The sequence below is a fragment of the Pseudomonas sp. GW821-FHT03E01 genome, from assembly GCF_059420765.1.
The window spans coordinates 224024-238809 of record NZ_JBWKUI010000014.1; the positions used below are offsets into that span (position 1 = coordinate 224024).

14 protein-coding genes are annotated in these 14786 nt (G+C 58.9%); 4 read left to right on the forward strand and 10 right to left on the reverse strand.

From position 1 onward, the window contains the following. Positions 1–43: 43 nt before the first annotated feature. On the forward strand, positions 44–1279 hold the full coding sequence (gene trpB / locus AC07VO_RS23605; RefSeq protein WP_018927237.1) for a tryptophan synthase subunit beta: 1236 nt from the start codon (positions 44–46) through the stop codon (positions 1277–1279). Beyond that, positions 1279–2091 carry a tryptophan synthase subunit alpha gene (gene trpA / locus AC07VO_RS23610; RefSeq protein ID WP_018927236.1) on the forward strand — a complete coding sequence of 271 codons (813 nt, stop codon included), beginning with the start codon at positions 1279–1281 and terminating at the stop codon, positions 2089–2091. The genes trpB and trpA overlap by 1 nt, the downstream gene beginning before the upstream one ends. A gap of 87 nt (positions 2092–2178) precedes the next feature. Here the strand turns inward: trpA and AC07VO_RS23615 are convergent, their stop codons facing one another. From AC07VO_RS23615 to AC07VO_RS23660, 10 genes are all read right to left on the reverse strand, one after another. Beyond that, positions 2179–4140, reverse strand: coding sequence for a DUF7844 domain-containing protein (locus tag AC07VO_RS23615; protein ID WP_064615709.1), 1962 nt, complete (start codon positions 4138–4140; stop codon positions 2179–2181). Then, complete coding sequence (locus AC07VO_RS23620) at positions 4137–4457, reverse strand: DUF2388 domain-containing protein (RefSeq protein ID WP_086945264.1); 321 nt, start codon at positions 4455–4457, stop codon at positions 4137–4139. Before AC07VO_RS23620 ends, AC07VO_RS23615 begins: the two co-directional genes overlap by 4 nt. 27 nt (positions 4458–4484) lie before the next feature. Continuing rightward, positions 4485–4802: a DUF2388 domain-containing protein gene (locus AC07VO_RS23625; RefSeq protein WP_018927233.1), complete on the reverse strand. Its 318-nt coding sequence runs from the start codon at positions 4800–4802 to the stop codon at positions 4485–4487. Between the two features lie 107 nt (positions 4803–4909). Next, positions 4910–5227, reverse strand: coding sequence for a DUF2388 domain-containing protein (locus AC07VO_RS23630; RefSeq protein WP_064615713.1), 318 nt, complete (start codon positions 5225–5227; stop codon positions 4910–4912). 340 nt (positions 5228–5567) lie between these two features. Next, positions 5568–5783, reverse strand: a complete 216-nt coding sequence (locus AC07VO_RS23635; RefSeq protein ID WP_018927231.1) for a DUF1127 domain-containing protein — start codon at positions 5781–5783, stop codon at positions 5568–5570. 325 nt (positions 5784–6108) lie between these two features. Beyond that, positions 6109–7602: a succinyl-CoA:acetate CoA-transferase ScpC gene (gene scpC / locus AC07VO_RS23640; RefSeq protein ID WP_495007672.1), complete on the reverse strand. Its 1494-nt coding sequence runs from the start codon at positions 7600–7602 to the stop codon at positions 6109–6111. A 188-nt stretch (positions 7603–7790) separates the two neighbouring features. Then, entirely contained in the window at positions 7791–9239 is a 1449-nt protein-coding gene (locus AC07VO_RS23645; RefSeq protein WP_018927229.1) for an NAD(P)(+) transhydrogenase (Re/Si-specific) subunit beta, read from the reverse strand. Further along, positions 9239–9562, reverse strand: coding sequence for an NAD(P) transhydrogenase subunit alpha part 2 (locus tag AC07VO_RS23650; RefSeq protein WP_003187010.1), 324 nt, complete (start codon positions 9560–9562; stop codon positions 9239–9241). Before AC07VO_RS23650 ends, AC07VO_RS23645 begins: the two co-directional genes overlap by 1 nt. 15 nt (positions 9563–9577) lie before the next feature. Further along, complete coding sequence (locus AC07VO_RS23655) at positions 9578–10699, reverse strand: Re/Si-specific NAD(P)(+) transhydrogenase subunit alpha (RefSeq protein ID WP_018927228.1); 1122 nt, start codon at positions 10697–10699, stop codon at positions 9578–9580. Between the two features lie 434 nt (positions 10700–11133). Further along, positions 11134–12033 carry a LysR family transcriptional regulator gene (locus AC07VO_RS23660; RefSeq protein ID WP_018927227.1) on the reverse strand — a complete coding sequence of 300 codons (900 nt, stop codon included), beginning with the start codon at positions 12031–12033 and terminating at the stop codon, positions 11134–11136. Positions 12034–12190: 157 nt separating this feature from the next. Here AC07VO_RS23660 and AC07VO_RS23665 point away from each other — a divergent pair, with 157 nt between their 5' ends. Continuing rightward, on the forward strand, positions 12191–13372 hold the full coding sequence (locus AC07VO_RS23665; protein ID WP_018927226.1) for an acyl-CoA dehydrogenase: 1182 nt from the start codon (positions 12191–12193) through the stop codon (positions 13370–13372). Positions 13373–13385: 13 nt separating this feature from the next. After that, positions 13386–14606: a CaiB/BaiF CoA transferase family protein gene (locus tag AC07VO_RS23670; RefSeq protein ID WP_018927225.1), complete on the forward strand. Its 1221-nt coding sequence runs from the start codon at positions 13386–13388 to the stop codon at positions 14604–14606. Positions 14607–14786 lie beyond the last annotated feature (180 nt).

Sequence of the window (14786 nt, forward strand, 5' to 3'; positions counted from 1 at the left end):
AGTGAACCCCATCGTCACCTCTCGAATACAACTGGAGCGACCCATGACCCAGACTAATCTGCGCAACGGCCCCGACGCCAACGGCCTGTTTGGCGCGTTCGGTGGCCGTTACGTCGCCGAAACCCTGATGCCGTTGATCCTCGATCTGGCCCGTGAATACGAAGCAGCCAAGGAAGATCCGGCATTCAAAGAAGAATTGGCCTACTTTCAGCGTGATTACGTCGGACGTCCAAGCCCACTGTATTTCGCCGAACGCCTGACTGAGTTCTGCGGTGGCGCGAAAATTTACCTCAAGCGCGAAGAGCTGAACCACACCGGCGCGCACAAGATCAACAACTGCATCGGCCAGATCCTGCTGGCGCGGCGCATGGGCAAGAAACGCATCATCGCCGAGACCGGCGCCGGCATGCACGGCGTGGCGACCGCCACCGTGGCCGCGCGTTTCGGCCTCGAATGCGTGATCTACATGGGCACCACTGACATCGAACGTCAGCAAGCCAACGTGTTTCGCATGAAGCTGCTGGGCGCCGAAGTGATCCCGGTAGTCGCGGGCACCGGCACCCTCAAAGACGCAATGAACGAAGCCCTGCGTGACTGGGTGACCAACGTCGACAGCACCTTCTACCTGATCGGCACCGTGGCCGGTCCGCACCCGTACCCGGCCATGGTTCGCGACTTCCAGGCCGTCATCGGCAAGGAAACCCGCGAGCAGTTGCAAGCCCAGGAAGGTCGCCTGCCAGACAGCCTGGTGGCGTGCATCGGCGGTGGTTCCAATGCCATGGGCCTGTTCCACCCATTTCTCGATGACAAGAGCGTCGAGATCATCGGCGTCGAAGCGGCCGGTTACGGCATCGAAACCGGCAAGCACGCGGCCAGCCTGAACGGTGGCGTACCAGGCGTGCTGCACGGTAACCGTACGTTCCTGTTGCAGGACGATGATGGCCAGATCATTGACGCGCACTCGATTTCAGCCGGTCTCGACTATCCAGGCATCGGCCCTGAACACGCCTGGTTGCATGACATCGGCCGCGTCCAGTACACCTCGGTGACCGACGACGAAGCCCTCGACGCATTCCATAAGTGCTGCCGCCTGGAAGGGATTATTCCTGCACTGGAAAGCGCCCATGCCCTGGCCGAAGTGTTCAAGCGCGCACCGACCCTGCCGAAAGATCACCTGATGGTGGTCAACCTGTCCGGCCGTGGCGACAAAGACATGCAAACCGTGATGCACCACATGGAAAACTCTCAACAAGTGCAGTCCAAGCAGGAGAAACACTGATGAGCCGCCTGCAAACGCGTTTTGCCGAACTCAAGGAACAGAACCGCGCCGCCCTGGTGACCTTCGTGACCGCCGGCGATCCGAGCTATGACACGTCCCTGGCGATCCTCAAAGGCTTGCCCGGTGCCGGCGCCGACGTGATCGAGTTGGGCATGCCCTTCACTGATCCGATGGCCGATGGTCCGGCGATCCAGTTGGCCAACATTCGTGCCTTGGGCGCCAAGCAGAACCTGGCGAAAACCCTGCAAATGGTTCGCGAGTTCCGCAAAGGCAACAGCGAGACTCCGCTGGTGTTGATGGGTTACTTCAACCCGATTCACATGTACGGCGTGCCGCGTTTCATCGCTGAAGCCAAAGAAGCCGGTGTCGATGGCCTGATCGTGGTCGACATGCCGCCAGAACATAACGCTGAATTGTGCGACCCGGCACAGGCGGCGGGCCTGGACTTCATCCGTCTGACCACTCCGACGACTGACGATGGGCGTCTGCCGACCGTACTGAATGGCAGTTCCGGATTTGTTTACTACGTGTCTGTGGCGGGTGTGACCGGTGCGGGCGCGGCGACTCTGGAACATGTCGAAGAGGCCGTCACCCGTCTGCGTCGCCATACCGATCTGCCGATCAGCATCGGCTTCGGTATTCGCACACCGGAACAGGCAGCGGCAATCGCGCGTCTGGCTGATGGTGTGGTGGTGGGGTCGGCGCTGATTGATCACATCGCCAACGCCTCGACCCCTGATCAGGCTGTGGAGGGCGTACTCAGCCTGTGCGCGGCCTTGTCCGACGGCGTGCGTAAAGCGCGGGTCAGCTGAAAGTAAGAGAGGAATTAGTGCCTCGCGGCACAGCACATACAGCAAGACCGAGGGCTTCAGGACTATGTTCTGAAGCCCTTTTTGCTTTCAGGGCAACTCCAACCCACCCGCAGCCTTGTGCAACTTCCTCAAATGTTCGCCAACCTGTTTCAGGTTCTCTTCGTTGGCGGCCATTTCAGCAGCGCGGCTTGGCTCGAGCAGCGCTCGCACTTCCTTGTCGAGGTCCCCGGTCAGCACTTGAAGCTGCTTCTGACGCAGATTGCTTTCCGACTCCAGGCGCGTCCACTCGTTCGGCTGCGGCAAACCATAGCCACCGGTGCCGAGCAGTTCGGCCGGACGGCTGAGGAAGCCACTGTTGGCGAGAATCTGCTTCAAGGTCGCGTTGGCCTTATCCATGCTGCCGTTGTTCAATTCCTGAGCGCCCAGATAGCGTTGCTTCACTTCGTCCTGGGCCAATACTAATTGTTGGCGGAAGCTCGCCTGCTCCAGTAACAGCAATGCCGCGCTGGTGCGCAGGTCCGCCTGGTCAATCCATTTGCGGCGCTCATCAGCTTTCAATGCCAGCCAGTCTTCGACCTTTTCCTGCTTGATCGGCAAGTGCTTTTTCAGCACCTCGAACATCGCTTGATAACGCTCGCGGAAGGAGTCGAAGCGATAGCCCAGGCGTAACGCTTCGCGAGGGTCGTCGAGCACGCTGGTATCCGCCAGTCCACGGCTCTTGAGTACTTCCAGCAAGCCGTTGGGCATGATGCTGTCGAGCCCTGTCAGCTGGGCATTATTGCTGCCGCTGCGCAGCAGCTTCAGGCTTTCCACGGCGCAGTTGTTGGACAGGAAGAAGTAATTGCCGTCGTAACTCCAGTGCATCTCGGCGGCGTGCTCCACCACGTCTTCGATCTCGCTGCGCGACAGGTTCAGCGGTACCGAGGCCAGGCTGCGCAGTTCGGTCTTGGTGTATTCGTCGATCACCTGGGCCAGCGGCAGCACAAACAGGCGCGATGGATATTTGCCCACCAGCCCATCCCAACTCGACAACTGTACGTCGCCGACGAAGGCGCGGTAAGACAGCACCAGATGTTGATCCAGATCGAGGCGGCAATCCGGCCCGCGAGGCCGACCGGGCGCGCAGATCACCAGTCGCAGCATGCTGTGACCCCAGCGGCTGACCCAGTTCTGATTGGCTTCTGCCAGCAGATAGTCGACGGCATACACCCGTTCCGGATCGACCTGGCCCAAGGGCTGTTTGGCGAAATCATTACCGGCATTGAGGAAGGCGAATGATCGGGCGCAGGTGTCTTTGGCGGCGGGCGCCCAGCCGAAGTGTTCTTTGTAGTAGCGATACAGCGCAGGGCGACGGCAGGCATAGCTTGGGTCGAGGAGGAAGTACTCCATGTTGACCGCGACGAACTCCTTCGGGCTGCTCGTCTCGTAGATGTCCGGGCTGCGGGCAATCTGCCGGTTGTGCTGTTCGCGCTCGCCGCGCCGACCGACGTATTGTGGCCAGCCGGCCAGATCAAGCAGGCGAGGGTCGTCGCTGAGGGTCCAGCGTCGGTCGGTCTGTCCGCGGCACTGATCCGGGATGCCGATCAGTCCGGAGCTGCTGTTACGTTGTGTGCAGCGCTGGATCAGTGTGCGCTCGGCGTCCGGCCACAGGCGTGCGCGGTCGTAGATGTGGGTGAGCTCGTGCAACACCGTGGCGAGCAGTTCCTGACGCACGGTGCCGTGGGGGCGATAGGTTTTTTTGGTCGCGGCGCTGCCGTCGGTGAGGCTGGCGAGCAGGTTGCGATTCAGGTCGAGCTCGGACACCAGTGATGCCTGGCCATAGGCATTGCTCGGCATGTTGTCGGTCCAGCCGACATCGATGTGCCGGTCCAGCTGCTCGATGAAGCGTGGCGGTAACGCCTGCATGGCTTCATCGAGCAGCGCCTGACTGGCCTGCTGTTGCGCGGGGCTCAGGCCGTCGGTCTTGAGCCGCAATTGCAAGCCGGCCTGGGCCGTGCTGCCAAGCAGCAACACAACCCCGGCCAGCAGCCAGGCGCTTAGTGATTTCACAGTGCGAGGACGGCTTCGGCGAGAACCTGATCACTGGCGTCGCGGGCTTCCGGTACGCGGGTGCGCAAGGTGTCGAAGGCAGCTTCCAGGTGTGCACCACGGATTGCACCCTCGCTGGCGACGAAACTGGCCGCATCGTCGTGGGCTTCACGGACGATCTTCGAATCGCGGATGGACGTGGTGGTATCGGAAGTGAAATCAAGCGTGCGCTGGGAGGCACGAATGATCATGTTGCTGGTGGCTACCAGGGTTTGGGCCTGGGCCACGTCGGCCAATAGCAGCAGGCCAAGGGTGGCAGCAATCAGCGGGCTACGCATGGAGTGACTCCGGAGAAACAAGGATAACTATTGGACGAGAATTGCCTGCGCCAGTTCAAGGTCGCTGGCATGAAGTTTTGGCTGGGTCCGGCGCAGGTAGATCAAGGCCGATTCCAGTTGTGCTCCTCGCAGTTGGCCGTCACTGGCGATGAACGCTGCAGCGTCATCCCGGGCGGCGATCAGCATTTTATGGTCGAAGGGCGCGGAGGTCACCATGCTGGTGGCGTAACCACTGGCTACGGTGCCTTGTGTGGACAGGTTGAAAGCGTCGAAGGCATGGGCCGAACCCGACCAGCAGGCCGCGAGAAAAACCGGAGTGATCAACAGACTTGAAAGAAAACGCATGAGGCTCGATAGCTGAAAGCGAGCCCCAAGGCTAGCGCAATGCCCGGGCTAGAGCCAGCGTCGAAACATCGGGACACGACGGGCGTGTCCCGGTTCAGCACAGTTGCCTAGATCGTCAGGATGGCCTGGGCCAGCTGTGCGTCGGTCGCATTCAGTTGTGGAGCCTGTTGGCGGATATGGTTGAGCGCGCTTTCCAGTTTCACGCCACGGATGGCACCTTCACTGGCAACGAAGCTGGCGGCATCGTCACGGGCAGCACGGACGATTTTGTTGTCGCGAAAGGAGGACGAGACATCCGAAGTCGCGTCGGAGGAAGCCTTCAGGCCATTAACGATGGAGTCGGTGGTCACGATAAAACTGGAGGCGTGGGCATTGGCAGCCATGGCAAGCAGGGCTGCAGCGCTGAGCAGGCGAAGGGGGGACATGAGGTAGCTCCTTTGGATAGACCGATAGAGAGGTGGCAAAGGATCAGACGCCTATCGTCTTAAAGCGTTCGCCACGTTTTATACAGATATTAGGCCTGCGTACATCGGTTAGAACAGTCCCGCTTGTTCATGCAGGCGAGCGCAGACACCCTTAGAATAAACTGTACTGGTTGTTTTTATATATTTAAAAACTGTAACTGTCGGTAGTTTTCTCTTCTGTACGCCCCCAATATGAAGCCCTAAAACGACAAAACCCGTCGTGGTTTCCCACGACGGGTTCTGTTTGTTCAATTCGGGTTGCTGGCGGTGGACCCGGTGGGTCAGAGCCAGCGACGCTAACTTAGCGCCAGAACGGCTTGCTCAGCTCTTCGTAGCGTTGTGCTTCGCTAATCCCGGCGTCAGCCAGCAGACGCGAATCCAGGCGAGCCAGTTGATGGCGGCTGGAGATGCGGCGCTGCCACAGCATCAGGTTGGCGATAACGCGCAAAGGCAGGGAAGCCTGGGTTTTTGCAGCAGTGTCTTCGAAGAACAGTTCGGAACTGAGTGTACGTTCCATGGTTGACATCCTTCCGCTTATGGCGGGATTAGGTAGTGGTTTAACTTTGACTGATGCCAATGATCCTCTCGTTTGGCCAGTCTCTGTAGATACAGTTCACCTGTATTGTGAGAGACCAGTTAACTGTTAAACGGTGGTGTACTGGTCTAAATTGAGGCAACTGTACCTATCAGCACCATTATGGTGCATTTGTAGGGCTTGGGCTGGAAAAGGTAGGCAATTACGGTAGGAAAAGACCGGTACAGCAGTACAGTTTTTGATTGAAAGGAATGCTGCAACAGCGAGCTGACGAAACTGTGTTTGCGTCAGCTGCTATCTGTATCAATTACACCGCCAGCATGCGCCCGGTTTCTTCCAGGTTCATGTGCCAGCTCAGTGCGTCACGCAGGATATGCGGGGTATGCCCGCCGACCGCGCAAGCAGCAGTGAAGTAGTCATTCAGGGCTGGGCGATAGTCCGGGTGCACACAGTTGTCGATGATGACGCGGGCACGCTCACGCGGCGCCAGGCCTCGGAGGTCGGCCAGGCCGATCTCGGTCACGAGAATATCGACGTCATGTTCTGTGTGGTCGACGTGGCTGACCATGGGGACCACGCTGGAAATCGCCCCGCCCTTGGCGATCGACTTGGTGACAAAAATCGCCAGGTGCGCATTGCGCGCGAAGTCGCCCGAGCCGCCGATGCCATTCATCATCCGCGTGCCGCAGACGTGAGTGGAGTTGACGTTGCCGTACAGGTCGAACTCCAGCGCGGTGTTGATGCCGATGATGCCCAGGCGCCGCACCACTTCGGGGTGATTGGAGATTTCCTGGGGGCGCAGCACCAGCTTGTCCTTATAGTGCTCCAGATTCCCGAATACATCGGCATTGCGCCGGCTCGACAGGGTGATCGAACTGCCCGAAGCGAAGCTCAACTTGCCGGCGTCGATCAAATCGAAAGTCGAATCCTGCAGCACTTCGGAGTACATGGTCAGGTCTTCAAATGGCGAGTCGATCAAGCCGCACATCACCGAATTGGCGATGGTGCCGATTCCGGCTTGCAGTGGGCCGAGTTTGTTGGTCATGCGACCGGCAGCCACTTCTTGCTTGAAGAAGTCGATCAGGTGGTCGGCGATGGCCTGGGTGTCCACATCCGGCGGCAGCACAGTAGAGGGCGAGTCGGATTGATTAGTGATCACGATCGCGACGATTTTTTCCGGCGGTATCGGGATGGCAGTGCTGCCGATACGGTCATCGACCTTCACCAGTGGAATCGGCGTGCGGGTCGGCCGGTAGGTAGGGATATAGATGTCGTGCAAGCCTTCGAGATTCGGGTTGTGCGCCAGATTGATCTCGACGATCACGTGTTTGGCGAAAATCGCGAAGCTGGCCGAGTTGCCCACCGAGGTGGTCGGCACGATATGGCCCTGCTCGGTGATCGCCACGGCTTCGATCACCGCGATGTCCGGCAGCTTGAGTTGCTGGTTACGCAGCTGCTCTACGGTTTCCGACAGGTGCTGGTCGATGAACATGACTTCGCCGGCATTGATCGCCTTGCGCAGAGTGCTGTCCACCTGGAACGGCATGCGTCGCGACAGTACGCCGGCTTCAGTCAGCTGTTTGTCGAGGTCGTTGCCCAGGCTGGCGCCGGTCATCAAGCTTATTTTCAGCGGCGTGACCTTGGCGCGCTCGGCCAGTGCATGAGGCACGGCCTTGGCTTCGCCGGCTCGGGTAAAGCCGCTCATGCCGACGGTCATGCCGTCCTGAATCAGAGCGGCAGCGTAGGCGGCGCTCATTACCTTGTCCAACAATGAAGGCAAGCGAATACGGTCACGGTACATGATTGTTATCTCGGGCAACGGAAGCAAGGTGCGCAGTCTAGTGAATTCGAGCGGTGCCCGTCCCGCTACCAAGGTCGCATTCGGGGCGTCTATTCCGGTGCTTTCAGGCAAAACACCTTTGCAGGATCGGTAACAGACGCAAACAAAAACGCCCCGACGAGTCGGGGCGTTCAGGTTGCCGAAGGTTTTTACTCGACGGCTTTAACCATGTCTTCGATGACTTTCTTGGCATCGCCGAAAACCATCATGGTCTTGTCCAGATAGAACAACTCGTTGTCCAGGCCGGCATAGCCGCTGGCCATCGAGCGCTTGTTGACGATGATGGTCTTGGCCTTGAACGCTTCGAGAATCGGCATGCCGGCAATCGGCGATTTCGGGTCGTTCTTGGCTGCCGGGTTCACCACGTCGTTGGCGCCGAGCACCAGCACCACGTCGGCCTGGCCGAACTCGGAGTTGATGTCTTCCATCTCGAACACCTGGTCGTAAGGCACTTCGGCCTCGGCCAGCAATACGTTCATGTGGCCAGGCATCCGGCCGGCAACCGGGTGAATCGCATACTTCACGGTTACGCCGCGGTGGCTCAGTTTCTCGGTCAGCTCTTTCAAGGCGTGCTGCGCCCGTGCTACCGCCAGGCCATAGCCTGGAACGATGATCACGGTGTCGGCGTTGGTCAGCAGGAAGGTGGCGTCATCAGCCGAACCGGATTTCACCGGACGGGCTTCTTTGGAGCCCGCCGGGCCAGCATCCGCGGTGTTGCCGAAGCCGCCGAGCAGTACGTTGAAGAACGAACGGTTCATCGCCTTGCACATGATGTACGAGAGGATCGCACCGCTTGAGCCCACCAGCGAGCCGGCAATGATCAGCATCGAGTTGTTCAGCGAGAAGCCGATACCCGCTGCCGCCCAACCGGAGTAGCTGTTGAGCATCGACACCACGACGGGCATGTCGGCGCCGCCGATCGGGATGATGATCAGCACGCCCATCACGAAGGCCAGGATCAGCATCAGGGCAAAGGCGCTGAAGTTGCCGGTCAGCATGAACGTGACACCCAGTGCCAGCGTCGCCAGACCCAGCAGCAGGTTCAGTTTGTGCTGACCGCTGAACTGTACTGGTGCGCCCTGGAACAGGCGGAACTTGTACTTGCCCGACAGCTTGCCAAACGCGATCACCGAACCGGAGAAGGTGATTGCACCGATGGCCGCGCCGAGGAACAGCTCCAGACGGTTACCCGCCGGAATCGAATCGCCCAGATGTTTAACGATGCCCAACGACTGCGGCTCGACGACGGCTGCAATGGCGATGAACACCGCTGCCAGACCGATCATGCTGTGCATGAAGGCGACCAGCTCCGGCATTTTGGTCATTTCAACGCGCTTGGCCATGATCGAACCGGCGGTACCGCCGGCCAGCAGACCGACGATGACGTAGCCGATGCCGGCGGTAGCACCGCCTTGCTCAATGGAGAGCGCCGCCAGCTTATAGATGAGACCGATGGTGGTGAGGATCGCCAAGGCCATGCCGAGCATGCCGTACACGTTGCCGCGCCGCGACGTGGTCGGGTGCGACAGGCCTTTGAGGGCCTGGATGAAGCAGATCGACGCGATCAGGTACAGCGTCGTTACCAGGTTCATGCTCATTACTTGGGCGCCTCTTCTTTTACGGCTTTCGGGGCTTTTTTCTTGAACATCTCAAGCATGCGACGGGTGACCAGGAAACCACCGAACACGTTCACGGCCGCCAGAGCCACCGCCAGGGTGCCCATGGTTTTGCCCAATGGTGTTACGGTCAAAGCAGCCGCCAGCATCGCGCCGACGATCACAATCGCCGAAATGGCGTTGGTCACCGCCATCAATGGCGTGTGCAGTGCAGGTGTAACGTTCCAGACCACGTGATAACCGACATAAATCGCCAGCACGAAGATGATCAGGTTGTAGATACCGGGGGAGATAAGCTCTTCCATCGTCTGAATCCCTGCTTAGGCGTTTTTGCGGATGACTTGGCCGTCGCGGCACATCAGGCACGCGGCGACGATGTCGTCTTCTAGGTTCACTTCGAACTGGCCTTCCTTGTTGAAGACCAGCTTCAGGAAGTCCAGCAGGTTGCGTGCGTACAGCGCCGAAGCGTCTGCCGCCACCGCACCGGCCAGATTGGTCGGGCCGACAATGGTCACGCCATTCGAGACCACGACCTGGTCCGCCACGGTCAGCGGGCAGTTGCCGCCCTGCGCTGCGGCGAGGTCGACAACCACCGAGCCTGGCTTCATCTGCGCCACGGTTTCGGCGCTGAGCAGCGTCGGCGCCTTGCGACCCGGGATCAGTGCCGTGGTGATGACGATGTCAGCCTGCTTGGCGCGTTCGTGTACGGCCAGGGCCTGACGCTGCATCCAGCTGGCCGGCATGGGGCGCGCATAGCCGCCGACGCCGACGGCGCATTCGCGCTCTTCATCGGTTTCGTACGGCACGTCGACGAATTTCGCACCCAGGGATTCAATTTGCTCCTTCACCGCAGGACGCACATCGGACGCTTCGATCACGGCACCCAGACGTTTTGCCGTGGCAATCGCCTGCAAACCGGCCACACCGGCACCGAGAATCAGCACGCGCGCCGCTTTCACAGTGCCCGCGGCGGTCATCAACATCGGCATGAAGCGTGGGTAGTAGTGAGCGGCCAGCAGCACGGATTTATAGCCGGCGATGTTCGCTTGGGAGGACAGCACATCCAGGCTCTGGGCGCGGGAGGTGCGTGGCGCAGCTTCCAGCGCAAACGCGGTAATGCCGCATTCGGCCAGTTTGGCGATGGTTTCATTGCTGAACGGGTTGAGCATGCCGACCACTACGGTGCCGCTCTTGATCAGCGTCAGTTCGCTGTCGCTGGGGGCGACCACCTTGAGAATCAGCTCGGCACCAAACGCATCGTTGGCGCTGCCAATGGTTGCGCCTGCCGCTTCATAAGCACTGTCGACAACGCTGGCGTTAATGCCGGCGCCGCTTTGTACAGTGACCTTATGACCCTGGCCGATCAGCTTCTTGATGGTTTCCGGGGTTGCAGCAACCCGTGTTTCACCCGTCTGGGTTTCGAGAGGAACACCAATGTGCACGTCAAATCTCCTGCGTGATCTTATTGAGTAAACCCAGGCACTTCGGATGGTGCGGCTGGGGCGGCCGATCAGCACGACCCCACCAAATCAGGGCGGGGCGCGGCATTTTGCAGGCGAACTTTGTGCCCTTCAAGGGATTATGACGGGTGACGGAAAATTAACTACAAGTCACCCCGTGACCGAATGTCGCACCTTTCCGTTAAATCCCTTGCAGGCCGTGGCTTCTAAGGATTTTTGCCAAAATTCAAGAATTTACACATCCGCACGGTGAATAGGTTGTCATTGCCTGCCAATAGAGGCTCAAAGCCACGTACTCAAACGCTTGTGGGACGTTTGTGCTGTTTGTCGGTACAGTCTGTCAATATGCGACAAATACTTATATCTGTAGTGCTTTTGTTTTGCTGACTACGCGGTCAGCTAATGGCTGTGAGCCTTTATCCTTCTAGGTTGTAGCTGTGTGCCTGATTCACCAGCCAATCGCGAAATGCCTTTAAAGAGGCTGATTCGACCTTTCGATCAGGAATCATCAGGTAGTAGGCCTTGATGCTCGATAGTGCTTGGGTATTGGCAATGACCAGGCGCTTCTCTGCCAATTCGCGCTGAATCAGGAATGGCGGAATCAGCGCGATCCCCATGTCATGCATCGCTGCCTGGGCGAGCATGGAGAATAGCTCGTAACGCGGCCCTGTCATGTCTCGCGGGATATTCAGGTTCTGGGAGTTGAACCATTGGCGCCAGGCATAAGGGCGAGTGGTCTGTTGCAGCAAGGGCAGCTCGGCGATTTCACCGGGGCTCAGGTTGGTTTTTTGGCCCAGCAGCGTGGGGCTGCACACCGGCATCGGGTTCTCGCCCATTAACCTGTGGGATTCGGTACCTGGCCAGTCCGCGTCGCCGAAATAAATGGCGGCATCGAAGTCGGTGTCGGCAAACAGGAAGGGGCGCGTACGGTTGGTGAGGTTGACCGTCACCTCCGGGTGTTTGTGCTGGAAATCCTTGAGTCGTGGCAGCAGCCACTGAGTGCCGAAGGTCGGAACCACCGCCAGTTCGATCGAGTTGGCGCCTTGCTGGCCCATCACTGACAAGGTGTCCCGTTCAACCGCGTCGAGTTGGGTGGCCACCCTGCGACTGTAGGAAAGCCCGGCTTCTGTCAGCTTCACTCCGCGCCGTGAACGCCGGAACAGCTCGACATTGAGGAACTCCTCGAGGCTGGCTATCTGTCGGCAAATCGCTCCCTGAGTGAGAGAAAGCTCCTGGGCAGCCTTGGTAAAGCTCTCGTGGCGCGCTGCCGCTTCAAAGCTGATCAGGGCTGTTGTGCTGGGGATCTTCCTGCGCATGTACGTCAACCTCACTAATGCATTGCATAAAGGCGATTTTTAAACGTTTCGAAGTGAGAAATTAGCACAACAGTATGCGAAAACCTCGTTTGCCGGGACGCCGAACCCGGCCTAGGATCAATCCACGTTATTTGACCCGATTCGAGAGGACTCACTCATGGGCGGTAAAGCTAGCTTCAACTGGATCGATCCCCTGTTGCTGGATCAACAGCTCACTGAAGAAGAACGCATGATTCGCGACACGGCCGAGCAGTTTGCTCAGCAGAAGCTCGCACCGCGTGTTCTCGAAGCTTTCCGTCATGAGAAGACTGACCCGGCGATCTTCCGTGAGATGGGTGAGGTGGGTCTGCTGGGTGCGACCATCCCTGAGCAATACGGTGGCAGCGGCCTGAACTATGTCAGCTACGGCCTGATTGCCCGTGAGGTCGAGCGTGTCGACTCCGGCTATCGCTCGATGATGAGTGTGCAGTCTTCGCTGGTCATGGTTCCGATCAATGAATTCGGTACCGAAGCACAGAAGCAGAAATACCTGCCGAAGCTGGCCACGGGTGAATGGATTGGTTGCTTCGGTCTGACCGAGCCCAACCACGGTTCCGACCCGGGCGCGATGATTACTCGTGCACGCAAAGTGGAAGGTGGCTACAGCCTCACCGGCAGCAAGATGTGGATCACCAACAGTCCGATCGCTGATGTATTCGTGGTTTGGGCCAAGGACGACGCGGGCGACATTCGTGGTTTTGTGCTTGAGAAGGGCTGGAAAGGTCTGAGCGCTCCGGCGATACACGGCAAGGTCGGCTTACGTGCGTCCATCACCGGCGAGATCGTCATGGATAACGTGTTTGTTCCTGAAGAGAACATCTTCCCGGATGTCCGTGGCTTGAAAGGCCCTTTTACCTGCCTTAACTCGGCGCGTTACGGCATTTCCTGGGGGGCATTGGGCGCTGCCGAGTTCTGCTGGCACACCGCTCGCCAGTACACCCTGGATCGTCAGCAATTTGGTCGTCCATTGGCGGCCACTCAGTTGATTCAGAAGAAGCTGGCCGACATGCAGACCGAAATCACTCTGGCGCTGCAAGGCTGCCTGCGTCTGGGGCGTATGAAAGATGAAGGTACTGCTGCGGTCGAGATCACTTCGATGATGAAGCGCAACTCCTGCGGCAAGTCCCTCGACATCGCTCGCATGGCGCGCGACATGCTGGGTGGCAACGGTATCTCCGATGAGTTCGGTGTGGCTCGCCACCTGGTCAACCTGGAAGTGGTGAACACCTATGAAGGTACGCATGACGTCCATGCGCTGATCCTCGGTCGCGCGCAGACCGGCCTCCAGGCGTTCTATTAATAGGAGAACGGCCATGGGCGCGCTTTCGCATCTACGGGTACTGGATTTGTCGCGGGTGCTCGCCGGGCCTTGGGCCGGGCAGATTCTTGCGGACCTTGGCGCTGACGTCATCAAGGTCGAGCGCCCGGGTAATGGCGATGACACGCGTGCCTGGGGGCCTCCGTTCCTTAAGGACGCTTATGGCGAGAACACCAGCGAGGCGGCTTATTACTTGTCCGCCAACCGCAACAAGCAATCGGTGACCATCGACTTCACGCGACCAGAGGGGCAGCGGCTGGTGCGTGAGTTGGCGGCGAAGTCGGATATCCTCATCGAGAACTTCAAGGTCGGTGGTCTTGCGGCATATGGGCTGGACTACGAGTCGCTAAAGGTGGCCAATCCGAAGCTGATCTATTGCTCGATCACCGGGTTCGGTCAGACCGGCCCGTATGCCAAGCGTGCGGGTTATGACTTCATGATCCAGGGCTTGGGCGGTCTGATGAGTTTGACCGGTCGCCCCGAAGGAGATGAAGGTGCAGGCCCGGTGAAAGTTGGCGTGGCGCTGACAGACATTCTGACTGGACTCTATTCAACGGTAGCGATCCTGGCTGCGCTGGCTCATCGGGATCATGGTGGCAGCGGTCAGCACATTGATATGGCATTGCTGGACGTTCAGGTGGCGTGTCTGGCGAACCAGGCGATGAACTACCTGACTACGGGCATTGCGCCTAAGCGCCTGGGCAACGCCCATCCGAATATCGTGCCTTATCAGGACTTCCCTACAGCCGATGGCGACTTCATCCTTACCGTGGGTAATGATGGGCAGTTCCGTAAATTTGCGGAGGTGGCCGGGCAGCCGCAGTGGGCGGATGATCCGCGTTTTGCGACCAATAAGTTAAGGGTGGCAAATCGGGCGGTGCTGATCCCGCTGATCCGCCAGGCGACCGTGTTCAAGACCACTGCTGAATGGGTGACGCAGTTGGAGCAGGCAGGCGTGCCGTGTGGGCCGATCAATGATTTGGCCCAGGTGTTTGCCGACCCTCAGGTTCAGGCTCGAGGGTTGGCTATTGAGCTGCCTCATGCTTTGGCCGGGATCGTACCTCAAGTTGCGAGCCCGATACGCCTGTCCGAGACGCCAGTGGAGTACCGTAGCGCACCTCCTTTATTGGGTGAGCACACACTGGAGGTTTTGCAGCGGGTATTGGGTCTGGATGCCGGTGCAGTCGCTGCTTTCAAAGAGGCGGGGGTGCTCTGAAGTCCTCTTCTATATAGAGGGAGTGGTTTTGCTCTCCTCTATAGAAGGAAAACGGGCGGTTTTCCGGCTTTCTGCAAGCTATTGATAGAAAAGCCAAATTAGAGGTTGACGGCAGATTCTGGACGTCTATAATTCGCCCCACTTCCGGCGCAGTCGAAACGGAAAACTCCTTGGTAAACA